At 70.2% G+C, this 22,586-nt stretch carries 22 protein-coding genes and 2 pseudogenes; 13 read left to right on the top strand and 11 right to left on the bottom strand.

The annotated features are described in order from the left end of the window. The first annotated feature begins 30 nt into the window (after positions 1 to 30). Entirely contained in the window at positions 31 to 234 is a 204-nt protein-coding gene (locus ACIRP7_RS21920; RefSeq protein ID WP_403661972.1) for a hypothetical protein, read from the top strand. A 43-nt stretch (positions 235 to 277) separates the two neighbouring features. Here ACIRP7_RS21920 and ACIRP7_RS21915 read toward each other — a convergent pair whose 3' ends face one another. Beyond that, positions 278 to 781, bottom strand: a complete 504-nt coding sequence (locus tag ACIRP7_RS21915) for a hypothetical protein (RefSeq protein ID WP_403661969.1) — start codon at positions 779 to 781, stop codon at positions 278 to 280. Positions 782 to 867: 86 nt separating this feature from the next. After that, positions 868 to 2,205, bottom strand: a complete 1,338-nt coding sequence (locus ACIRP7_RS21910) for a hypothetical protein (RefSeq protein WP_403661966.1) — start codon at positions 2,203 to 2,205, stop codon at positions 868 to 870. A 175-nt stretch (positions 2,206 to 2,380) separates the two neighbouring features. Between ACIRP7_RS21910 and ACIRP7_RS21905 the strand changes: the two genes are divergently transcribed. From ACIRP7_RS21905 to ACIRP7_RS21895, 3 genes are all read left to right on the top strand, one after another. Beyond that, positions 2,381 to 2,803: a DUF6325 family protein gene (locus ACIRP7_RS21905; RefSeq protein ID WP_403662690.1), complete on the top strand. Its 423-nt coding sequence runs from the start codon at positions 2,381 to 2,383 to the stop codon at positions 2,801 to 2,803. 36 nt (positions 2,804 to 2,839) lie between these two features. Next, positions 2,840 to 3,127 (top strand): SHOCT domain-containing protein, encoded by a 288-nt coding sequence (locus ACIRP7_RS21900; protein WP_403661963.1) that lies wholly within the window; start codon positions 2,840 to 2,842, stop codon positions 3,125 to 3,127. A 78-nt stretch (positions 3,128 to 3,205) separates the two neighbouring features. Then, positions 3,206 to 3,736 (top strand): DUF6584 family protein, encoded by a 531-nt coding sequence (locus tag ACIRP7_RS21895; RefSeq protein ID WP_403661960.1) that lies wholly within the window; start codon positions 3,206 to 3,208, stop codon positions 3,734 to 3,736. Positions 3,737 to 3,972: 236 nt separating this feature from the next. On the opposite strand, the pseudogene ACIRP7_RS21890 reads toward ACIRP7_RS21895, so the two are convergent. From ACIRP7_RS21890 to ACIRP7_RS21860, 7 genes and pseudogenes are all read right to left on the bottom strand, one after another. Next, positions 3,973 to 4,397 (bottom strand): annotated as a pseudogene (locus tag ACIRP7_RS21890) ((2Fe-2S)-binding protein); the annotation flags it as partial. 310 nt (positions 4,398 to 4,707) lie between these two features. After that, positions 4,708 to 5,121, bottom strand: coding sequence for a cupin domain-containing protein (locus ACIRP7_RS21885; RefSeq protein WP_403661957.1), 414 nt, complete (start codon positions 5,119 to 5,121; stop codon positions 4,708 to 4,710). Between the two features lie 36 nt (positions 5,122 to 5,157). After that, positions 5,158 to 5,925, bottom strand: a complete 768-nt coding sequence (locus tag ACIRP7_RS21880) for an SDR family NAD(P)-dependent oxidoreductase (RefSeq protein WP_403661954.1) — start codon at positions 5,923 to 5,925, stop codon at positions 5,158 to 5,160. A 67-nt stretch (positions 5,926 to 5,992) separates the two neighbouring features. Next, on the bottom strand, positions 5,993 to 7,249 hold the full coding sequence (locus ACIRP7_RS21875) for an MFS transporter (RefSeq protein ID WP_403661951.1): 1,257 nt from the start codon (positions 7,247 to 7,249) through the stop codon (positions 5,993 to 5,995). Positions 7,250 to 7,415: 166 nt separating this feature from the next. Further along, a complete protein-coding gene (locus ACIRP7_RS21870) occupies positions 7,416 to 7,946 on the bottom strand; it encodes a cyclophilin-like fold protein (RefSeq protein WP_403661948.1) in 531 nt (176 codons plus the stop codon). Positions 7,947 to 7,961: 15 nt separating this feature from the next. After that, entirely contained in the window at positions 7,962 to 8,627 is a 666-nt protein-coding gene (locus ACIRP7_RS21865; protein WP_403661945.1) for an SDR family NAD(P)-dependent oxidoreductase, read from the bottom strand. Between the two features lie 84 nt (positions 8,628 to 8,711). Beyond that, a complete protein-coding gene (locus ACIRP7_RS21860) occupies positions 8,712 to 9,728 on the bottom strand; it encodes a zinc-dependent alcohol dehydrogenase family protein (RefSeq protein ID WP_403661942.1) in 1,017 nt (338 codons plus the stop codon). Positions 9,729 to 9,911: 183 nt separating this feature from the next. Between ACIRP7_RS21860 and ACIRP7_RS21855 the strand changes: the two genes are divergently transcribed. From ACIRP7_RS21855 to ACIRP7_RS21830, 6 genes and pseudogenes are all read left to right on the top strand, one after another. Then, positions 9,912 to 10,781: a helix-turn-helix domain-containing protein gene (locus ACIRP7_RS21855; protein ID WP_403661939.1), complete on the top strand. Its 870-nt coding sequence runs from the start codon at positions 9,912 to 9,914 to the stop codon at positions 10,779 to 10,781. A gap of 141 nt (positions 10,782 to 10,922) precedes the next feature. Beyond that, complete coding sequence (gene solA / locus ACIRP7_RS21850) at positions 10,923 to 12,080, top strand: N-methyl-L-tryptophan oxidase (RefSeq protein WP_403661936.1); 1,158 nt, start codon at positions 10,923 to 10,925, stop codon at positions 12,078 to 12,080. 467 nt (positions 12,081 to 12,547) lie between these two features. Further along, a pseudogene (locus ACIRP7_RS21845) lies at positions 12,548 to 13,367 on the top strand (SGNH/GDSL hydrolase family protein); the annotation flags it as partial. A gap of 103 nt (positions 13,368 to 13,470) precedes the next feature. After that, a complete protein-coding gene (locus ACIRP7_RS21840; protein ID WP_403661934.1) occupies positions 13,471 to 14,526 on the top strand; it encodes a glycoside hydrolase family 5 protein in 1,056 nt (351 codons plus the stop codon). Positions 14,527 to 14,636: 110 nt separating this feature from the next. Continuing rightward, positions 14,637 to 16,004, top strand: a complete 1,368-nt coding sequence (locus ACIRP7_RS21835; RefSeq protein ID WP_403661931.1) for a ricin-type beta-trefoil lectin domain protein — start codon at positions 14,637 to 14,639, stop codon at positions 16,002 to 16,004. Positions 16,005 to 16,143: 139 nt separating this feature from the next. Further along, positions 16,144 to 17,724, top strand: a complete 1,581-nt coding sequence (locus ACIRP7_RS21830) for an RICIN domain-containing protein (protein WP_403661928.1) — start codon at positions 16,144 to 16,146, stop codon at positions 17,722 to 17,724. Positions 17,725 to 18,101: 377 nt separating this feature from the next. On the opposite strand, the gene ACIRP7_RS21825 is transcribed toward ACIRP7_RS21830, so the two are convergent. Further along, the gene (locus ACIRP7_RS21825; protein WP_403661925.1) at positions 18,102 to 18,578 is read right to left on the bottom strand and encodes a TetR/AcrR family transcriptional regulator; all 477 of its coding nucleotides are present in this window, start codon (positions 18,576 to 18,578) and stop codon (positions 18,102 to 18,104) included. Positions 18,579 to 18,632: 54 nt separating this feature from the next. Here ACIRP7_RS21825 and ACIRP7_RS21820 point away from each other — a divergent pair, with 54 nt between their 5' ends. Together ACIRP7_RS21820 and ACIRP7_RS21815 are read left to right on the top strand one after the other, a co-directional pair. Then, positions 18,633 to 19,373: an FAD-dependent monooxygenase gene (locus tag ACIRP7_RS21820; RefSeq protein ID WP_403662687.1), complete on the top strand. Its 741-nt coding sequence runs from the start codon at positions 18,633 to 18,635 to the stop codon at positions 19,371 to 19,373. A gap of 159 nt (positions 19,374 to 19,532) precedes the next feature. Continuing rightward, positions 19,533 to 20,423 (top strand): hypothetical protein, encoded by an 891-nt coding sequence (locus ACIRP7_RS21815; protein ID WP_403661922.1) that lies wholly within the window; start codon positions 19,533 to 19,535, stop codon positions 20,421 to 20,423. A gap of 213 nt (positions 20,424 to 20,636) precedes the next feature. Here ACIRP7_RS21815 and ACIRP7_RS21810 read toward each other — a convergent pair whose 3' ends face one another. Next, the gene (locus ACIRP7_RS21810; RefSeq protein WP_403661919.1) at positions 20,637 to 21,626 is read right to left on the bottom strand and encodes an SDR family oxidoreductase; all 990 of its coding nucleotides are present in this window, start codon (positions 21,624 to 21,626) and stop codon (positions 20,637 to 20,639) included. Positions 21,627 to 21,829: 203 nt separating this feature from the next. On the opposite strand from ACIRP7_RS21810, the gene ACIRP7_RS21805 reads away from it, so the two are divergent. Beyond that, positions 21,830 to 22,576, top strand: a complete 747-nt coding sequence (locus ACIRP7_RS21805; protein WP_403661916.1) for a phosphotransferase family protein — start codon at positions 21,830 to 21,832, stop codon at positions 22,574 to 22,576. Positions 22,577 to 22,586: the final 10 nt, after the last annotated feature.

The raw sequence follows: 22,586 nt of genomic DNA, 5'->3' as shown, positions 1-22,586 counted from the left end.
CAACTCGCCGCCGACCCCGCCGTCGCGGAAGTGTCGGAGCTGCGCCTGGAGCTGCCGTACGAGTTCCACCGCGAGGAGTACGAACAGATCCTGCACGACACACGACACCTGATCGCACCGGAGCTGGGCTGGCGCCCCGCCGCTCCGACGACGCAGGAGGCGACGGTAAGGGGCGCGGTGAGGAAGTCGTCCAACGGGCCCACCAGCGACCGCACATCCTGGCCGCCACTCTGACGTGCCCTAGCGGCGGCCAGGATGTGCGGTCGGTGGTCGGCCCTCACAGGTCGAGGCCCGTCTCTTCGGCCAGCGTTTGCAGGAGGCGGTCCTGGAACGCTTCGTCGTGCACTGCCCGGTGCGGCTGCGTTCGCTCGCCGTGGTACCAGTACCCGCCGGTCGTCAGTGCCTGGGGTTCATCGCTGGCGGCGAGCCACTCCTGTGTGCGATGCCCGAGCTCCAGGTCGTCCGGTGCGCCGGGACCGCCCATCTTGGTCGGCACCCAGCCGGGATCGACCGCGTTGCTGAGCACACCGGGACGCAACCGGGCCACTGCGGCAGCGAGCGCCGTGACGTACAGCTTGCTGTCGGAGTACGAGCCCGCGCTCTCGCCGCGCCAGTCGACGCCGTCCAGCCGGGGTTGTCCACCGAAGTGCGAGTCGCTGCTCAAGTAGACCAGCCGTCGCGGTCCGCGCAGCAGGGCCGTGAGCAGGTACGGGGCGATGATGTTGACCGGCATGACCGCCGGCCCGCTCCACACGCCGGCGTTGTGGATGACCGCGTCCAACGGGCCGGCGTCGTTCAGCTCGGCGGCGATGCGCCGAACGGCATCCCGGCGAGCCGAGGCAGTACGGGCCCCCGTCTCGCCACACGTCAGCGAGCAGCCCCGCCGGCCGTCGGGTCGGCGCGTGAGCCGGGGCCGCCGTCCAGGAATTCACGGATCGCGAAGCCCACCAGCACGATGACCGTGGTCCACACCACGACCATCGTGGTCGGGTAGGTCCAGGTGAACAGGACGATCGCGGCGACCACCAGGATCGCGACCCCGATCCAGCGCTTGAAGCGGTGCACGAACCGTCCGACCGCCCCGAGTCGAAGTCCTTCGGAGACCGCCACGTCGCGCAGGGCGCCGATGCTCCTGCGGCAGCCGTTGCGGACGAGGACCGCGACCCGGGACGGGCCGCTGAGGAAGGCGCCCACGGCGACGATGAGGGCGACGGCGCCGAGGGCCCGTACACCGGCGCGCAGGAACCTGATCAGCGCGTCGTACACAGCACCGGCGGCGGCCGGGGACGCCCCGGAGGGCAGATGGTCGAGGTAGATGTCCCGGAAGACGGTGAGGGTGATCCCGAGGACCAGCATGGCCAGGAACACCGCCAACCCGGCCCCGATCAGCGCGTGCCGGCGGTTGAACGCGGTGTACACCCCCGCCGCGGCCACCAGCAGGGCGATGAGGGGCAGCCAGCTGCCCATGATCTCCAGGACCCTCATATAGGTCTTGATCTTGCCGATGTCCTTCGACTGGACCACCACGAAGTCCGTGTGGACGTCCGGGATCTTCGCGGCGACTCCGAGGCCGGCGCCGACCAACCGCTCCTTGACCTGGGCGACGATCGGGGCCACGTCGATGGCCACCTGGTCGTTCTTCAGCGAGACCGCGCCGTCGCCCTCGCCCGTCAGGGCCTTGTCGACGGACGAGTGCACCCTGCGGTTGGCCTCCACCCAGACCTTCTCGAAGGCACTGCTGCTGACCACCCGCTCCACGGTGCCGCTGACCAACTGCTTCAGACCGCTCGTGATCGGCCCGTCCAGGTTGCCGACCAGCTGGGCCGCCTTCGGCGGCACGCCCTTCTCCGACACGGCGTCCTGCAGCTGTTTGACCAGCGCGTTCACGTCGATCCGCGCCAGCACCACGTCGGTGACCCGGTTGGTGACGGCCTTCTGCACATCCGGGTTCGAGGCCAGCGGTCCCACCGTGGCGACGTAGCGGTCGGTGTCCCGCACGATGCTGTTCGCCCAGACCGCGATGACGGACAGCAGCGACAGCAGCGCCGCGAAGAGGATCAGCAGGACGGAACCCGTGGACCGGAAGTAGTGGTGCCGTGCCGCGTGCGAGTGGCCGCCACTCTCCAGGGCACCTACGCGGTGCCGCAGGTCATCCAGTTCGCTGCGTTCCCGGTTCGAGAGCGGCTCGTCGCCTGTGTGCGCCATGGCACCAGAAGATCCGTGCGCCGCGGAACCCGCGACCCGTGTGCGCCCGACGGGTGAACCGCGCACGACGTGCGGCCGCAGCGATGCGGTGATGCAATGGCATGGGGGAGCAGACACGAGCCCAGAAGGTGACGCCGTGAGCGACACATTCGATGAAGTCGACACATCCGGCGCGATGGGACCGATCGACTATCTGGTCGTCGAGTTCCCCGGCAACCGAATGACCGGCGAGGGCTTCCCCCTCCTGATCGATCTGGTGGACCGCGGCCTCATCCGGATCCTCGATCTGACGTTCATCAGGAAGGACGCCGACGGATCCGTGACCGGCCTGGAGATCGGCGATCTCACCGGCGACGGCGAACTCGACCTCGCCGTCTTCGAGGGAGCGTCCTCCGGCCTGCTGGGCCAGGACGACCTCGTGGAAGCAGCCGCCGCCCTGGAACCCGGCAACTCCGCGGGCGTCCTGATCTACGAGAATCTCTGGGCCGCCCCGTTCGCCGCCGCGCTGCGACGCGGCGGTGCCGAACTGGTCGCCTCCGGGAGGATCCCGGTGCCCGCGGTCCTGGCCGCCCTGGACGCGGCGGAAACCGCGCCCTGAGAGCGGGGGCAGGGGGAAACGAGAAGGGAGATCACCATGCCTGGACTCCTCCGAGGGGTTGCCCGCACGGCCGTCGTCGCCGGAACCGCTACCGCCGTATCGAACCGCGTATCCCGCCGCCAACAGGGGCGATGGGCGGCACAGCAGGGAAACCCGGAGCCCACACCGCAACCGGCGTACCCTGCCGAGGCGCCCGCGGCTCAGCAGGCCCCCGACATGACCAGCAAGATCGAACAGCTGAAGCAGCTCGACGAGCTCAAGACCCGGGGCGTCCTCACCGAAGCCGAGTTCGAGGACCAGAAGCGCAAACTCCTCAACTCCTGACCGCTCCGGCGGGGCTGTCTGAGCGATGAGCGAGAAACCAGGTCGACGTGGATCAGTGCGGCACCCGATCATGTGTTCATGCCACTGAGTGAGACCCTTGCCCGAGTCGATGCAGACCTGGCTGCCGGCCGGGTTCCCGTCGCGCGCCAGCGTTTGCGCGGTCTCGTCTCATCCTTCCCGTACGACCTGACGCTCCGTCGGCGTCTGGCCGAGGTGTACCGGCTCTACGGCGATGCCGCCGAGGCCGGACGCTGGATGTACCTCGAAGAGGACCGCAAGGCCGACGAGACCGCCGCCTTCGAGACGCGGCACGAGTCTCCCGGGCGGCGGATGAAGGCCCTCGCCTGGCGCGGCCCCGAGGCCATGGCCGCCACCTCCTTCGCGGAGCGGCAGCTGGTCGCCGTGCGGACCGCCTGCGCCGAGGAGCTGGGGCACCCCGTCGACTGGGACGACCCCGCCTCCTACCAGGACGGCCTGGAGGAGACGTACGAGGAGACGCCGTCCGAGCCGTGGACGGCCGGCGGCGTGCTGGCGGGCGTCGGCTGCCTGGTGGGGGCCCTTGCGTTCCTCGCGATCTGGGTCAATGGAGTGGTTGCCCTCTTCGGCTGACTCACGTCACCAACAGGCCAAAGCCTGCCGACTGGCGGCATCGGACGTTTTTCTTCCTGGATGCATTTCTCCTCTTTTCGCGTCCGGGCCCGCGTGTGAGGCTCGGGAATCGAATGTTTCTCGCTGATTGATCACACCCTGGTAATTCCTGCACGGGCCATCGGTTGGGCCGGAACGACAGACGCCCGCCGCGCGACCGTTGTGGTGGGTGGCGTGCCTGATCTGTGGTGGCCTCGTTGATCCCCCTCGGCCAGGCCCTCGATGGTGGTGACCTCGGCGCCCTCCAGCCGCACCGCCGGCGTCAGACAGGAGTTGACCCGCTGCCCGTCGACCAGCACGGTGCACGCCCCGCAGGCCGCGTTGCAGCCCTTCTTCGACCCGGTCAGGTCGAGGTGCTCCCGGAGCAGGTCCAGCAGCGAGGTGCGATTGTCGACCATCACCGTCCGACGCGTGCCGCCACCGCCAGGGACACACGGCTGGAAGGGGCCGCCGCTCCCGTGGCGGTCGCCTCCTCGCCACCGGCCAGGAACGATCCTCCAGCGACCACGACACCGCCCACCGCGACACCGGTGGCGATGACGGTGCGCCGACTCGGCCCCGAGGTGGACTCACCGGCTCCGGTGGGCGGAGAAACAGCAGAATCAGGGAGTTCAGAGGACATACGTACGCCTTCGCATCACGGACGGATCGGCCGTACACATCAGCGGGACGCGCGAGAGGATCGTCGTCACCGCCGGAAGGCCGGCAACCGCGTGCTCGGGCAGCGGCTACTGGGCACATGGGGAGTCTTGCACCACCGGCGATGCTCGTGGCAGGGAGATTTTCCTCCCCCCTTCAGGCTCCGTCGGAGGCGACTGGCCGACGTCATCGGGGGCACGTGCGCGGGGGACAGGGCAGGCGGCCGCGTCCGGGAAGCTGTGACGTCGTGACGTCGTGAGCGGAGCCCGGATGCGGGTGGGACTGACCCGGAGCTACTGGTCGCGGGTGCGGCGGCCGTTGTACTGCTGGTCGGTGACCGGCTCGGCCCACGTGGTCTCGGGGGTGCCGTCCGCCGTGCCCTCCCACAGGGCGATGTGCTCCATGAACCGGTCGGGGGCGGCGCCGTGCCAGTGCTCCTCGTTCGGCGGACACGCGACGGTCTCGCCGGGGTGGGCCTCGAAGACGGTGCCGTCCCGGGTGCCGATGAGGGCGATGCCGGAAACGACGTGCAGGGTCTGGCCCACGGCGTGGGAGTGCCAGTTGGTGCGGGCTCCCGGCGAGAAGCGGACGAGGTTGGCACGCATCCGGGACGGCTCCTGGCCGGCCACGATGACGTCCCACCACACATCGCCGGTGAACCAGTCCGCCGGGGCCTTGCTGCTGGGCTGGGGCTTGATGAATTCCATGGTGTCTCTCAACTCTCCTTGATGCGTGGGCTGTTGTCAGCGGGCGACGTAGCCACCGTCCACGGGGAGGGCGACGCCCACGACAAAACCCGCTCCGGGGCTGCACAGCCACAGGACCGCCTGGGCGATCTCCTCGGCGGTGCCGAGCCGGTTGATGGGCTGGTTGGCCTCGGCCTCCGCGCGGTCGAGCTCGCCCTTGGCGATCATGTCACTGACCATGGGGGTGTCGATCGTGCCCGGGCAGATGGCGTTGACGCGGATGCCGCGCGGGGCGTATTCGAGGGCCGCGCTGCTCGTCAGGCCGATGACGCCGTGTTTGGAGGCATGGTAGGAGGCCCGTCCCGGGAGGCCGACCAGGCCGCCGAGGGAGGAGCAGTTGACGATGGCGCCACTGCCCTGCGCACGCATGTGCCGCAGCTCGTGCTTCATGCACGCCCACACACCGCGCAGGTTGATGGCGTTGACGCGGTCGAACCGTTCGGCGGGTTCGTCGGCGGCGTCGCTGGGCGGGATCTGGATTCCGGCGTTGTTGTAGGCCATGTCCAGGCGGCCGAAGGTCTCCACGGTGCGGTCGACCGCTGCGGCGACCTGGTCCTCGTCACTGACGTCGCAGGTGAGGGCGAGGACTTGGTGGCCGGCGTCGGTGAGTTCCTTCGCGGCCGCGTTCAGGGCCGCTTCGTCGATGTCGGTGAGAGCGACGGCGGCTCCGGACTCGGCGAACGCGCGGGCGGTCGCCAGGCCCATGCCGGCACCGGCCCCGGTGACAAGAGCGACCTGGCCGGTGAAGTCGTACGTGGGATTCACTGCTGTTGTCCCTTCAGGTGGGGGATGTGGGGCACGACGGTCGGCGGTACGCGGATCCGGGCGCGAGTCAGCGCTGCGACGGCACCTGCGCGGCCTCGTCGTGTCGCGTCTGCGTGGGCGCGCTGCTCCGTGCCACGATCCGGCCCTTGCCGGACGAGCCGAGGACGGCGAGGGCGATCAGCGGCAGCAGCGTGAGGGCGGCGATGACGGTGCCGACCAGGGGCGGCCCGGTCAGGCCGAAGGAGGAGTCCAGGGCCGTACCGGCGATCAGCGAACCGGCGGCGATACCGGTGTTGAAGGCGGACGTGGTCAGCGCCGAGGTGAGAGTGGGCGCGTCGCCCGCGAAGCGCATGGCCAGCGCGGTGACCACCGGGTTGACCGTGAAACCGGTCAGGCCCATGAGGAAGACGAGAAGCGTGGCCGTGACCGGGTCGCCGGACAGCGGGATCATCAGGAACATGACCAGGGCGGTGGCCGCGGCGGCCGTGATGGTGGTGGACATCGGACGCCGGTCACCCAGGCGGCCGCCCGTGGTGGTGCCGCCCAGGGCGCCGACGCCGAACGCGATCAGGACGAGCGGTACGGCGCCTGCCGGGATGCCCGCGCGGTCGGTCAGCAGCGGCGTGACGTAGGTGTACGTCGCCAGGACCCCGCCCATGATGAGCATCGCGGCGCCCAGCGCCAGCCACAGCCGGCCCTGCCGCAGGGCCCGGACCTCGGCCCGCAGGGACACCTCGACGCGCTGCTCCTGGGCCGGGATGAAGCGGCCGATGAAGACGGCGGCGAGCCCGGAGAGGACGGCCAGGGCCCAGAAGGGGCCGCGCCAGCCGGTGAACTGGCCGGCGAGGGAGCCGATCGGCACGCCGACGACGTTGGCCAGGGTCAGGCCGCCGATCATGACGCCCGTGGCGCGGGTGGCGTTGTGCGGTCCCGCGGCGGTGGTGGCGACGACGAAGCCCACCGACCAGAACGCTCCGGTGGCCAGGGCGGTGACGACGCGGGCGGCGAGGACGATCGTGAAGGAGGTGCTGAGGGCGGCGACCAGATGTCCGAGGCAGAACACGGACAGGGCGAGGATCAGCGTCCGGCGCTGGGGAATGCGCAGGGTCGCCATGGCCATGGTCGGCGCTCCGACGATCATGCCGATGGCGAAGGCGGTGATCAGCAGGCCGGCGTGGGAGACACTGACTCCGAGGTCATCGGCCAGCTCCGGCAGCAGACCGGCGACGACGAACTCGGTGGTCCCCATCAGGAACGTGCCGGCGGCGAGCACCCAGACGACGAAGGGGAGCTTGCCGGGGGTGGTCCCGGACGCGGAAGGCATACGTGTGGTCTCTCCTTGCGTGGACATCGGGGGATCGTGGTGGCGGCTGAAGCCGTCGGGCGGACGGTGGACGGCGCGGCCACGTCTTCGACGGTCCCATGCGGCGAACCGGACGAAAAGGGGAGGATCTCCTCCCCCCTTCATGCGGGGACGAACGGGGGGCGGGTCAGGGGGCGGCTTCGATGGTGATCCGGTCGGCCCCGGCAAGCCGGTCGGCGTCGGCGTCGATGTGGCCGAGGATGAGCAGGTCGGGGTTGGCGGAGTCGCCGTCGCGGTAGAAGAGGGCCAGGTTGCCCCAGGGCGCGTAGTAGGTCAGGTCGCCGGCCTTCGGCGCGCGCGGCTCGGGTGCGCCCGAGGTGGTCAGCCTGCGCGGCAGGTCGGCGATCCGCTCCGTCCGGTGGAAGTCCTTCAAGTCCAGGGAGAGCGGGAGCAGTTCGGCGAAGTCACCGGCAGCCGGACTGTCGTTCAGGGTGGCGGCGACGGGGCGGCCGTCGAGGGTGACCCGGATGTCCATGGCGGTGTTCCTGTCGGACGGCGTGGTGCGTGCCTCGGCCGTCGGTGTGTGCTGTCGGGCGGAGGACGCGGAGGATGTCTTGTGCGGGGAGGCCGGCGAGGTGTCACTGCAGGCCGCCGCCGCCAGCAGGACAGTGGTGGCCGTGGCGGCACGGGCGACGGCGCGGAGGGTGGCCGAGTTCATGGGGTCGTCCGGGCGTCAGTCGGGCAGGGGCTCGGCGTAGTGGCGGAAGCCGTCCCGCTCGGCGTGGAGGTCGTACAGGCGCTCGGCCAGCACGTCGGGGCTGCTGTGCTCGGCGCCTGGCCGGATCGCTCCGGGAATGATCAGCTGCGCGGCGTGGATGTTCTCCGGGGCGAGGGTGTCGTGCAGCATGCGGGCGTAGGCGCTCTCGGCGGCGAAGGCGATCGAGGTGCCGGCGACCTTCGGATTGGGGCGTACGGCGCTGGAGCCGTTGACGAACAGCAGCGTGCCGCGGCCGAGCTCGCGCATGCCGGGCAGGACGGCGTTCACCGCGGTGACGGGGCCCTTGACGGAGAAGGCGAGCGGGGCGTCCAGGTCGTCGGCGCTCGTGTCGAGGACGGGCTTCATGAAGTCGGCGCGGGGCACGGGGCTGTACTGGAGGATCTCGACGGTGCCCAGGTCGGCCGAGGCTGCGTACAGGGCCGCGGTCAGGGATTCGATGTCGAGGACATCGGCCGGGTAGCCGCGCGCCTGGACGTCGTCACGGGCGAGGTCGGCCGTCAGACCGTCCAGCTTCTGCGCGTCGCGGGCGATGAGGGCGACGCTGTGGCCGGCGGCTCCGAAGCGCCGGGCGGTGGCGAGCCCGAGGCCGGGTCCGGCACCGATGAGGGCGAAGGTCGTCATGTCAGTCCTTGTGCGAGCGGGGGTGGTTGCCGGTCCCGCGGCCGCACCGCGTCGGTGCGGCCTCGGGTGTGGACGCGTCCGTGCTCAGGGCTTGAGCAGGGCCTTGATGGCGCGGCGCTCGTCCATGGCCTTGTAGCCCTCGGCGACCTGGTCCAGGGACAGGGTGAGGTCGAAGACCTTGCCCGGGTTGATCCGGCCGGTCAGGACGAGGTCGATCAGGTCGGGCAGATAGCGGCGCACGGGGGCCGGGCCGCCCCGCAGACCGACCTGGGAGAAGAACAGCTCCTGGCCGTCGATCGAGACCTCGTGGGGGACTCCGACGAAGCCGACGTTGCCGCCGGGGCGCGTGGCGTGCAGTGCCTGCCGCATGGACTCGGCGGTGCCGACGCACTCCAGCACGGAGTCGGCGCCGATGCCGCCGGTGAGGTCCTTGACGCGGGTGATGCCTTCGTCGCCGCGCTCACTGATGATGTCGGTGGCGCCGAACTCGAGGGCGAGCTTCTGCCGCGACTCGTGCCGGGACATGGCGATGATCCGCTCCGCACCGAGTTCCTTGGCGGCGATGACACCGCACAGGCCGACCGCTCCGTCGCCGACCACGACGGCCGTCGAGCCGGGCTTCACCTCGGCGGCGAGGGCGGCGTACCAGCCGGTGCCCATCACGTCCGAGACGGCGAGCAGACTCGGTACCGCCTCCGCGTCCGGGAACTCGTCGGTGGCGACGAGGGTGCCGTGGGCGTTGGGGATGCGCACGTAGTCGGCCTGGCAGGTGCTCATGAACTCGCGGTTCAGACAGGAGGACTGCCAGCCGCTCCGGCAGTTCACGCAGGTGTTGTCCGAGGTGGCGAAGGAACCGACCACGAACTGGCCCGGCCTGACGTTGGTGACCTCGCTGCCGACCTCCTCGACGATGCCGACGTACTCGTGCCCCATCGGGTGCGGATCGCCGATCGGTTCCGCGCCGCGATAGGGCCACAGGTCCGAGCCGCACACACAGGTGGCGGCCGTACGGATGACGGCGTCGGTCGGCGCGAGGATCTTGGGGTCGTCCAGGGTCTCGAAGCGCACATCGCCGGGGGCGTGAATGACTGCTCCGCGCATGGGGTCTTCCTTCGGTGCGGGGATCGGTGAGCCGCAGCCGTCGTGCGGAACGCGACTGCTCATGATCGAGCCTCACACGCGAGGGCAGGCGCGAAAAGCGGAGAGAAATATCCCGGGAGGGAAACATCCTGGGAGGAAATTCTCCCCCCTTATCCAGGTGCGATCGATGCCATCCTGGGAAGCATGACCGCCAATGCTCCCCTCAATGAGCTGGGAGAATTCCTCAAGAAGCGCCGCTCGGAACTGAGCCCGCGCATGGTCGGCCTGCCCGAGACCGACCGGCCCCGCCGGGTGGAGGGGCTGCGCCGCGAGGAGGTCGCCCAGCTCGCCAGCATCAGCACCGACTACTACACCCGCCTGGAGCAGGGCCGTATGCAGGCGTCGGCGCCCGTGCTGGATGTCCTCGCCCGGGTGCTCCACCTGGACGACGACGAGCGCGGTTACCTCTTCCAGCTCGCCGGCAAGACCACCAACCGCACCCGGCGCCGCGGACGGCAGAAGGTCCAGCCGCAGTTGCAGCGGGTCCTGGACGACCTCACCGCCACCCCGGCCATCGTGCAGGGCCGGCGCGGGGACATCCTGGCCTGGAACGCCCTGGCCGCCGCCCTGGTCACCGACTTCTCCCGCATCCCGGAAAAACACCGCAACTATCCGCGGATCATCTTCACCACCCCCGCGATGCGCACCCTGTACGCCGACTGGGAGACCTCCGCGCACATCGCCGTCGCCCAACTGCGCATGGAGGCGGCGAAGTATCCCGAGGACCCCCGCCTGATCGAACTGGTCGGTGAACTGTCCCTGCGCGACAAGCAGTTCGCCCGCTGGTGGGGCGATCACCATGTCGCCGCCCGCACCGTGGGCACGAAGACCCTCAACCATCCCGTCGTCGGCGAACTCGTCCTGGACTGGGACACCCTCACCGCCAACACGGACCCCGACCAGAATCTGACCGTCTGGACCGCCGAGCCCGGCTCCCCCACCCACGAACGACTGCGCATCCTGGCCTCCTGGGCCGCCGACCAGGACCTGCCCGCCTCCTCCCCCGCCGGCTGACCGCGACGGGCTCATTCGGTCCGTCAAAGCGCTACAAACCCAGGCTCCGATTCGAGTTCGGTCATCCCGGCAGCAATGATCAGAATCCTCGACACGTCCTATCGTTGAACGAGGTCGAAGTGACATTCTGAGGAGTTGACGATGGCAGCCCCCTACGACGTCATCGTGATCGGACTCGGTGGCATGGGCAGCGCCGCTGCCTACCATCTGGCCGGGCGAGGCAAGCGGGTCCTCGGGCTGGAACAATTCCGTCCCGCCCACGCTCTGGGGGCCAGCCACGGCGGCTCGCGCATCTACCGACAGAGCTACGCCGAGGGCTCCGGCTACGTACCCCTGCTGTTGCGCTCCCGCGAGTTGTGGCACGAACTTGCCGCGGACTGCGGCCAGGAGGTGTTCACGACCACCGGAGGGCTGGTGATCGGACCGCAGGACAGCCCGATGGTCGCCGGAAGCGTCCGCAGCGCCCGGGACTGGGGACTGGCCCACGAGATGCTCGACAGGACCGAGCTCCGCCGCCGGTTTCCCACCTTCACCCCCGCCGACGGCGAGGTGGCCTTCTACGAGCGAGAGGCCGGCGTGGCCCGGCCCGAGCTCACCGTCTCGGCCCACCTCGACCTGGCCGCACGGCACGGCGCCGACCTGCGCTTCGAGGAGCCCGTCCGCAGCTGGCAGATCGACGCCCCCGGCAACGCCCGGGTCACCACGGCGAAGGGGACGTATGTGGCGGACCGACTGGTCATCGCCCCGGGCGCGTGGGCGTCCCGGCTCCTGCGGGGCATCGATGTCCCGGTGCACGTGGAGCGGCGCGTCATGTACTGGTTCGCTCCCCGGGGCGGCACCGCGCCCTTCACTGCGGACCGGCATCCGGTCTACGTCTGGGAGGACCGCGACGGCACCGACATCTACGGCTTCCCCGCGCTCGACGGCCCGGACGGCGGCGCCAAGGTCGCCTTCCACACCGTGGGCTCCCGCGCCGACCCGGACGAGCTCGACCGGGAGATCCATCCGGAGGAGGTGGAAGCGATGCGCGCGTATCTGCGTCCGCGGATCCCCGCGCTGGCCGAAGGACGATTCCTGACGGGTGCCGCCTGCACGTACACGCTCACCCCCGACGAGCACTTCGTGCTGTCCGCCCATCCACAGCATCCCCAGGTCACGATCGCCTGCGGCTTCTCCGGGCACGGCTTCAAGTTCGTTCCGGTCATCGGCGAGATCATCGCGGACCTGGCCGTCGAGGGCTCCACGGCCCACCCGATCGCCGCCTTCGACGTGCGACGCTTCGACACCGTCGCGAGCTGACGAATCCCTTGAAGTGCGCGACCGCATTCGATACGAGCGCCGGTAAGCCCCACAGATCTCGCATTACTGCTTGAGACCGTTCAATAGTCGACGTATCACGCGGTTTTCGAAGTATGTGCCGACCCGGCACTCAGCGGCATGCCTGACATCAGCTTTCGACAGACTCCTTGACGACGCCTTGGGGCCTTTCTAATCTCCGTGGGAGCGTTCCCATGCACGTCCGAGCGATCCTGATAGGCACCGGTTCACTCGGCACCCCCCACGCATCGGAGACCTTCATGACCGACTCACGCCTCGGCATCGTGCCGTCAGCGCGGAGAGCGATCCGGTTGCCGCAAGCGAATTGGTCGGCCGCATCATCGCCGTCGTACTGACCGGCAGACGTATCACCCCGGGCAGCCGTGCGGCATCCCCACCACAAGCCACAACTCCGATAGCGCTTGCGGCTCGAACAGGAAGGAACCGACATGCGCAGCACCCCGCACTTACCGTTGTTCCGGATTCTCCTGACCCTGCTTCTGCTCGCCCTCGGCGGGACCCTCGCTCCCGCGGTCGCCGCAGCTCCCGCAGCGGCCCCCGTACGCATCATGCCGCTGGGTGACTCGATCACCGGCTCCCCCGGCTGCTGGCGGGCGGTGCTGTGGAACCGCCTGCGCGGCAGCGGGCACGCGAACATCGACTTCGTCGGCACCCTCAAGGAGCAGGGCTGCCCCCAGGCGTTCGACGGCGACAACGAAGGCCACGGCGGTGAGCTCGTGACCAACGTGGCGAACCAGAACCTGCTCCCTGCCCGCCTCTCGGCCACCCGTCCCGACATCGTTGTCATGCATTTCGGCACGAACGACGTCTGGAGCAGCCTCGCGCCCGACCGCATCCTCGCCGCTTACACCAAGCTGGTCACGCAGATGCGGGCGTCCAACCCGAACATGAAGATCCTGGTCGCACAGATCATTCCGATGAACCCCTCCAGCTGCACCGGCTGTGCCGGGCGAGTGGTCGACCTGAATGCGCGGATCCCCGGCTGGGCCCGGGCGACCAGTACAAGCCGCTCGCCGGTGACTGTGGTCGACCAGTGGACGGGCTTCAGCACCTCGGGTGACACCTACGACGGAGTACACCCCTCCACCTCCGGCAACACGAAGATCGCCGCCCGCTGGTATCCCGCCCTCGCCGCTCTCCTGTGAACGCGGTGCCGAGCGGCCCGGACAACGGTGGCCCATGGAAGGGCGGCCACCAGGCGAGAGGACTGTGAGCAATAGATCCGCGTCCCCCATCACGGCCGGCACCCCGCACCGCCGCCGTCAACTGCACGGCACGAGCCGCCCCAGTCAGCCGCACGACACGACCCACACCTCCTGAGCCCACCCCTTCCCTTCTCGGAGCCGCCACCATGAGAGTCCGCACCCGAACCGCCCCACGAATGGCCGCCGTCCTGGCGACTCTCCTGGGTCTCCTCGTCCCCCTGCTCGGTCTCGCCGCCCCGGCCCAGGCCGCGCCCAGTGGCTTCCGCGTCCAGAACGGCAGGCTGCTGGAAGCGTCCGGCAACGACTTCGTGATGCGGGGCGTCAACCACGCCCACACCTGGTACCCGAACCGGATCAGCTCCCTCTCCCACATCAAGGCCAAGGGCGCCAACACCGTCCGAGTCGTCCTCGCCAGCGGTGACCGCTGGACTCGCAACACCGCCGCCGACGTGGCCGACGTCATCACCCGGTGCAAGCAGAACCGGCTCATCTGCGTCCTGGAAGTGCACGACACCACGGGCTACGGCGACCAGAGCGGTGCGATCACCCTGTCCCGCGCCGCCGACTACTGGATCAGCGTGAAGAGTGCCCTGGCCGGCCAGGAGAAGTACGTCATCGTCAACATCGGCAACGAGCCGTACGGAAACAGCAACTACACACGGTGGACCGCCGACACGAAGGCCGCCGTCCAGAAGCTGCGGAGCGCCGGGTTCAGCCACACGCTGATGGTGGACGCGCCCAACTGGGGTCAGGACTGGGCGTTCACGATGCGCGACAACGCCGCGTCGGTGTTCGCCGCCGACCCGGACCGCAACACGGTGTTCTCGGTCCACATGTACGGCGTCTTCAACACGGCCGCGAAGGTCGACGACTATCTGAACCGTTTCGTGGCCGCGAAACTCCCCATCGTGGTCGGGGAGTTCGGCCACAACCACTCGGACGGCAATCCCGACGAGGACGCCATCCTGGCTGCCGCGCAGCGACTGCGCATCGGTTACCTGGGCTGGTCATGGAGCGGCAACAGCAGCGATGTGCAGTACCTGGACCTGGTCACCGGCTTCGACCCCAACCAGCTCACCGGTTGGGGCCGGCGCCTCTTCAACGGCACGAACGGCATCGCTGCCACCGCCAAGGAGGCCGCGGTCTTCTCCACCGGCGCCACGGGCACCACTCCCCCGGCCGTTCCCCGGCGCTCCCGCTGAGGCAGCTCGGCCCTACGGCTGTCATGCGCACGCCATACAGGCATGCCATACGCCGTCGGCGGTTCGGCGCGACTCCCGCAACCACGACAAAGGCATGGAGGAACAGGACGATGCACACGAGCATCATCGACGTCCCGGATTCCCGCGACACCCGTACCCGACCGAAGGGATTCCGCAGGAGGAGCAGGACCGTCACCTTGAAGGCCGCTGTGCTCGCGGCCGTGACCGGCCTGATCACCGCACTGGCGGCGATCCAGCCGGCGTCGGCGCAATCACCGTCGGCCGCGGCCAACCCGTACGAGCGGGGACCGGCTCCCACCGTCAGCAGCGTTGCGGCCCAGCGGGGCACGTTCGCGACCGCCGAGGTGACCGTACCGCCCGGCAACGGCTTCAACGGCGGGAAGATCTACTACCCGACGGACACCTCTCTGGGCACGTGGGGTGCGGTGGCCGCCGTGCCCGGCTACACCGCCAAGTGGGCTGCCGAAGGCGCGTGGATGGGACCTTGGCTCGCGTCCTTCGGGTTCGTCGTCATCGGCATCGACACCAACAGCCCCAACGACTACGACACCGCCCGCGGCACCCAGCTCCTCGCAGCCCTGGACTACCTCACCCAGAAGAGCCCGGTGCGCGACCGCGTCGACCCCAACCGGCTGGGCGTGCTCGGCCATTCCATGGGCGGTGGCGGCGCCATCAGCGCGGCCGAACGCCGGCCGTCACTGAAGGCAGCCCTGCCGCTCGCGCCCTTCTCTCCCTCGCAGAACCTGTCCAGCCTGCGCGTGCCCACCATGATCATGGGCGCACGGGACGACGGCACGGTCACTCCCTCCTACCTCAACGGGCTCTACGGCAGCATGCCGACCGCCACCCAGAGCGCCTACATCGAGCTCACCAGCGGCGGCCACGGCTTCCCCACCTGGGGGAACTCGAACGTGACGCGTCGAACGATCCCCTGGCTGAAGATCTTCCTCGACAACGACACCCGTTACACGCAGTTCCTGTGCCCGTCGCTGGCGGACAGCAGTGGAATCTCCCGGTCCCAGACCAAGTGCCCGTACGTGCCGCCGGGCGGAACGACCACTCCGCCGCCGAGCGGGGGGCAGATCGTCGGCGCCGGTTCGGGCCGCTGCCTGGACGTACCGAACGCGTCGCAGACCAACGGCGTCCAGGTCCAGCTGTGGGACTGCTCGGGCGACGTCAACCAGAAGTGGGCGCGCACCGACGCCGGAGAACTGCGCGTGTACGGCAACAAGTGCCTGGACGCCGAGGCCTCGGGAACGGCCACCGGCACACGGGTCATCATCTGGGACTGCCACGGCGGGCAGAACCAGCGCTGGAACGTCAACACCAACGGCACGATCACCAGCGTCGGCTCCGGTCTGTGCCTGGACACGAACAGCGGCGGCACCGGGAACGGCGCCCAGACCGTCCTGGGGAACTGCACCGGCGCATCCACTCAGCGCTGGACCGTCCGATAACTCCGATAACGAGGACGCAGCCCGGCGTGAGGCAGAACGAGGCCGTGCGGGACGACATCGGCCACCGGCGCACCGCGGTGTCGGGCCCTTGCCCGAGACCCTCGCACACGCACACGCACGACCGATCGAGGAGAAACCCATGCTCAGACTCATCCGCGCGGTTCTGTCCGCGGCCCTGGTAGCCGCCGCCGTACCTCTCGCCCTCTTACCCGCTTCCCAGGCCCTGGCGCTCGACAACGGCCTTGCCCGTACTCCGCAGTTGGGCTGGAACGACTGGAACAGTTTCGGCTGCAACGTGAGTGACCGTCTGATCCGGGAGACCGCCGACGCGATGGTGTCCAGCGGCATGGCCGCGGCCGGCTATCAGTACGTCAACATCGACGACTGTTGGTCGACACGCAACCGTGACGCCGGCGGCAACCTGGTCGCGGACCCCGCCAAATTCCCAGGCGGCATGAAGGCAGTCGCGGACTATGTGCACGGCAAGGGGCTGAAGCTCGGCATCTACTCGTCGGCCGGCCTGACCACCTGCGCCGGCTTCCCCGCCAGCCTCGGCAACGAGCAGCGGGACGCCAACCTGTGGGCGTCCTGGGGCATCGACTATCTCAAGTACGACAACTGCGGTGACCACCAGGGCCGCAGTGGCCAGGACCGCTACACCGCCATGCGCGACGCGCTCGCCAGGACCGGCCGCCCCATCCTGTTCGCCCTCTGCAACTGGGGCCAGGACCAGGTCGGCACCTGGGGCCCGGCCACCGGCAACTCCTGGCGCAACACCGGCGACATCCAGGCCAACTGGAACTCCGTGATGGGCATCCTGGACGCCCAGCCCGCCTGGGCGGGCTCATCCCGCCCCGGTGCCTGGAACGACCCGGACATGCTGGAAGTCGGCAACGGCCTGTCCGACACCGAGTCCCGAGCCCACTTCAGCCTCTGGGCGCTGCTGAACGCGCCTCTGATCGCGGGCAACGATCTGCGCTCCATGAGTGCCGCCACCAAGTCGATCCTGACCAACACCGAGGTCATCGGGGTCAACCAGGACTGGGGCGGCCGCCAGGGCAACCGCCTCGTCGACAACGGCGACACGGAGGTGTGGACCAAGCCGATGGCGGGCGGCTCGGTCGCCGTGGTGCTCCTCAACCGTGGCAGCGGCACGGCCACAGTCTCCACGTCCGCTTCCCAGATCGGCCTCGGTGCGGCGTCCAGTTACTCCGTACGCGATCTGTGGGCGCACTCCAGCAGCACGACCAGCGGCTCCCTCAGCGCCTCCGTTCCCGCCCACGGCGCGGCGATGTACGTGGTCTCCGGCGGCGGCACTCCGCCCGGCAGCAGCACCTACTCGCTGAAGGGCCAGGGCTCCGGCCGCTGCCTGGACATCACCGGCGGGGCCCAGGCCAACGGCACGCTCGCCGAGATCTGGGACTGCAACGGCGGCGCCAACCAAAGGTTCACCAGCACTGGCGCGGGCGAGCTGCGGGTCTACGGCGGCGCCAAGTGTCTGGACGTCGTCGGCGCCGCCACCGCCAACGGCACCGCCGTGAACATATGGGACTGCAACGGCCGGTCCAACCAGCAGTTCCGACTCAACGCCGACGGCACCATCACCGCCGTCGGCTCCGGCAAGTGCCTCGACGTCGGTGGCGGCGCGACCACCAACGGTACCAAGGTCCAGATCTGGGACTGCGGCGGCGGGGCCAACCAGAAGTGGACCCGCGTCTGACCGACCGAAGCTGACGAACACCGTCCGGGCCGGCCGAGCAGTGTGTCAGGCCCGGACGGGCCCTCTCGTGACGCGCACGAGACAGCCGTAGCCACGACGTTCGATCAGACCGTCGGTGCTCCTGAGCGGAGGGCGCCCGCCCGCCTGGGAACCGGAGGAGATTGTTCGCGCCCACTGGTTCGACGCCGCCCGCGCTGCCGGAGCGTCGGCCTCCCGGCAGGGACTCACTCCGGAGGACGCCCTGGCCCGCATGCGTGCCGAGGCGTTCCATACCGGCAGGTCACTGGCTGACATCACCGCCGACATCTTGCGCGACCCGCCTCAGGACCCGTAACCGGCGACTGTCCCGGGGACCGCATGCCCGTCGACCTGCGCGCTCATCTCCCCCCTTCTCGCCAGGGCCGGAGCGCCAGCTCCGTCGCCTCCCGCACCTGTGCCCGCAGTCGGACGGCGCTGGAAGTTACCCCATCGGTCTCGCCGCCCTCCTCGTCCATGAGCGCGTCCAGGGCGCAGCTCACCGCTCCCGTCAGCGCACCGGCCAGGGCGGCCGCGCTCACCCGGTCCAACTCGTCGGGGAACGCGGCGTGCAGTTCCCGCGCGATCTCGCGCTGCGCGTCCAGCTGGATCTGCAGCGCTTTGCCCCGCACCGCCGGCACGGTCCGGAACAGCCGCATGCGTACGGCCGCCATCGGGCCGACCATGTCGGCGTCGGTTTCCGCGACCTTCCCCAGCGCCCGTACGAGGACGTCCACGGGCCCCTCGGCCGGGCCGCGACCGGCGATCGCCTCGATCGTGGTCCGGGCCCGCGCGTCGCTGTCGGGAAACAGGATGTCCTCCTTGCTCGCGAGGACCACTACTTCGCCTTCGCCGACACCGACGCCACCCTGGGCGAGAACCGCTGGGTGACGATGTACAACCTGCCGGGCAGGATGGCCGGGGTCTACCGTTCCGGCAACCATGACCAGGCCAAGGCGTACTTCATCTTCCGCTCCGCTCCGCTGGCCTACGACCACCGCGACGTCGAGCAGCACAAGCGCCTGGTGAGCGAGGCGTTCGCGGGCGAACCCACCTGGCGGGTCAGGGAACTGCTCGCCGCGTCGCTGGCTGCACCGGACTTCTACTTCGACGCTCTCAGCCAGGTCCACATGGACTCCTGGTCGACCGGCCGGGTGGCCCTGGTGGGCGATGCCGCCTGGTGTGCCTCCCCGGCCTCGGGTGCCGGCGCGGAACTGGCCCTGGTCGGCGCCTACCGGCTGGCCGTGGCACTCGCGACGGACCCGGGCGACCACCGGCTCGCCTTCTCGCGCTACCACGACAGCCATCGCGCCCTGGTCCGCGCCAAACAGAAGATCGGCCCCAACATCCGCCTCATGGTGCCCAGGACCGCGCTGGGCAGACGGATCCGCGACACCTTCGCCCGGCTCCCGCTGCTACCCGCACTCGCCGCGATCGAGCGCCTCACCCGGACCAAGGGCCCCGGTCCCCTTCCGCAACTGGACCGGGGCAGGCCGGGATGCGAGGCGGTGAGGTGCGCGGGAAGCTGGTGCCATGCCGGAACGCCGCGTGATCGCCTGCCCCCCGTCCGGGACGGGTGGCGGCGGAGTGGCCGTCGACGATCGGATGCTCGACGCGACCCACCGCGTCCATGACCTCGGCCTCACCGTATGGCGGCAGAACGCGGGCCTGACCGCCCGGGACGAGCTGGACGTCGCCGAATCGGGACGCGCCGGAAGGCATGCGGGCGAGCCGGAGGTGTGGAGACGCTGAACGCGCGCACAGGCCGCCGTCGGGACGGCAAAGGACCCGACGTGGAAGCCGTCCTCGACGAGCTCTACACCACGCCGCCGTCCGGCTTCGTCACCCGGCGGGAGACGTTGGCCCTCGCCGCGAAAACGGCCGGCCGGGTCGACGATGCCCGCCGCATCCGCGCCGCCCGCCGGCCCACCCTCGCGGCCTGGGCGGCCAACCTCCTGCTGCGCTCCCAGCCGGAAGAGAGCCGGCAGTTCCTGGAACTGGGGCGTGCGCTGCGCGAGGCCTACCAGGCATTGGACCCCGCCGGCCTCAAAGATCTCTCCGCGCAGCGCCGCCGTGTCGTCTCCGCACTGTCCCGGCAGGCCGCCCAACTCGCCCGCGACGCCGGTCAGCAGCTCTCGGAGCCGGTCCAGCAGGATCTCGAAGCGACCCTGCGCGCCGTACTCGCCGATCCGGAGGCAGCCGAGCAGTGGGCGGGCGGCCGCCTGGTCAGCGCCCTCACCCCGCCCTCGGAGTTCCGCCCCGACAGCACTCCCGTGGCCGGGAGACCGGGCCCCCGAAGCCGCCCGGCGCCCCCGCCCCCGCCTCCGGCAAGAGCGACCAAGGACGAAGTCGCCGAGCGGCGCCGTGCACGTCAGGAGCAGTTGGCCCGGGCACGGCAGGCCGCCGAGGCAGCCGAGCAGCGCCTGCGCGAAGAGCGCGCACGGCAGGCGGACGCCGACGCCGAGCTGCAGCGGGCGCGCGAGCGCACCGAGCAGGCCCGCCGACGGGTGTCCGCCATCGAGGAGCAAATGCAGCAGGCGCGCGAGGAGTGCCGTCGAGTGGAGAACGAACAGCAGAAGGCCGAGGAACACAGCCGGTCCGCTGCGGACGCCCTGACCCAGGCCGAGCGGGCGGCACACGAGAGTGCGCAGCAGGTACGCCGTATGGCCCGAGGCGGCACATAGACAGCGCCGGAACGCAGCCCGGGCTGTCTCCCCGCAGCGGTCGCGGCCCGGCGCCTCAGCTGTGGCACTGTGCCGTGGCAGGGCGAGCTGGTCCCGTCGGCGCACTGGTCCGGCGGCCGTTGCCCGTCCGGTCTCGATCGCACCGGGCGGGCAACGTTGCGCAGGCACGAGCCTCGACCCCGTCACCGGGTCAGGCCCCGCACCCGATCACTCTCAGGCGGCCGCCGCGCCGCGAGTGATCCTGCGGCCGGCGGTCACGGCCGCTCCTGCCAGTGCGGCGGCGACGGCGGTCCTGCGTATCGCGGTGCGTCGCCCTCCGTGCCAGCCGCCACGCACCGCGCCTTCCCCGGCAGCGGGTACGTGCAGCGCTCCGTGGGTGGCCGGGGCCGCCTCGTCGTGATCGAGATGACCCTTGTCCGTCTGCCGTGCCATGGTCCGCTCCGCGAGCCCGGGCAACATCCGGGACTGGCGTACGAGGGCGCGGCCCGCCGGACCGACCACCACCTCGCGGCGAGGACGGCGCACGAGGTCGACGACCGCCCGGGCGACGCGTTCCGGGGTGTAGACCGGCGGCATGGCGACCACCTTGTGCCCGGTGTAGTTCGCCGCCTGCTGGAAGTGCGGGGTGTCGATGGTGGCGGGCATCACCGTGCACACGTGCACGCCCTTCACCCCCTCGACCCTCAGCTGCTGCCGCAGGCTCGATCCGAGTCCTCGGACGGCGTGCTTGGACATGCTGTAGGGGTGGCTGTAAGGCTGGGACACGGCACCCACGACGGACGAGATGTTGATCAGCGTGCCGCTCCCCTGCTCCCGCATCACCGGCAGCGCGGCCCGGGCTCCGTGCACGTAACCCATCACGTTGACATCCAGGACCTTGCGGAAGTCCTCCAGCGGCACGTCCTCGAAGCGGCCGAAGGCGTTGACAGCCGCGTTGTTCACCCAGACATCGATACGGCCGAACTCCGCCACCGCCCGCCGCGCGAGGTTCTCGACCGCTCCGGCGTCCGTCGTGTCCGTCGGTACGACCAGCGTCCGGGCCCCGCGATGCTTCTCGCACTCCTTGGCCGCCGCCTCCAGTGCCTCCTCCCTGCGCGCGGCCAGCACCACGGCGCAGCCCTTGCGGGCGAAGGCCTCGGCCGTGGCCCGTCCGATGCCGCTGGATGCTCCGGTCACCACCACGACGTGATCGCGCAGTCCCATACGTACCTCCTCCTCAGGTCTGCCGGGCCGGGCGCCCCGTCGCCCGCCTCCGTGGCGGACCGAGTACCCGGTTGACACCGAACCGACCTACAGGGGCAGACAGACGCGGACGCACACCTTGGTCCGATCTCCGCGGTCAGCCGCACACCCGCACGCGACAAACCCGTCGACGTCGGCGATCGCCCCCGGGATACTGGTCGCCCATGGATGAGGTCCAAGTCGTCGTCGCCCATTCCGAACGCGCGACCCTGCGCGTCGGTGACGTGTTCGTGAAGGTGGACGCCGATCAGGCGCGCATCGACGTCGAGGTCGAGGCGATGTCCCTCGCGCCGGTTCCGACCCCGGAGATCCTGTGGCGCAAACCGCCCGCGCTCGCGATCGCCGCACTCACGGGGACGACGCTCGGGCGCCTCGGCGGGCCGTCGACCGGGTCGCCTGCGGCGTGGGCCGCGGCGGGCGCCGCCATCCGGAAGCTGCACGACGCTCCGCTGCCGCCCCGGCTCGGCCGGGCCGGCCGGAGCACGGTCGCGCTGGCGGCGGAACTCGACGTGGAGTGCGAGTGGCTCGTGGCGAACGGTGTCCTGCCGGCCGAGCTGGTCACCCGCAACCGCCGGGTCGCCGAAGCGGCGTTCCGGCCGTGGACTGCGGCGTTCACGCACGGCGACCTGCAGATCGATCACGTCTTCGTCGACGGCGACGAGGTCACGGGCATCATCGACTGGTCCGAGGCGGGCCAGGGCGACGCCCTGTACGACGTCGCCACCTTCACGCTCGGACACGAGGAGCACCTCGACGACGTCATCGCCGGCTATGGCACCTCCATCGACCTCGACGTGATCCACGCGTGGTGGTCGTTGCGAAGCCTGCTGATTGTTCGCTGGCTGATCGAGCACGGCTTCGACCCGTTCGCGCCGGGCTGCGAGGTCGACGTGCTGAGATCCCGGATGTGAGGCGGCTCGG

Origin of the sequence: Streptomyces sp. NPDC102270 (assembly GCF_044766405.1) — a bacterium.
Taxonomy (GTDB): Bacteria; Actinomycetota; Actinomycetes; order Streptomycetales; family Streptomycetaceae; genus Streptomyces.
Note: the sequence above shows the minus strand (reverse complement) of the source record. Positions and strands in the feature narration are given on the sequence as shown.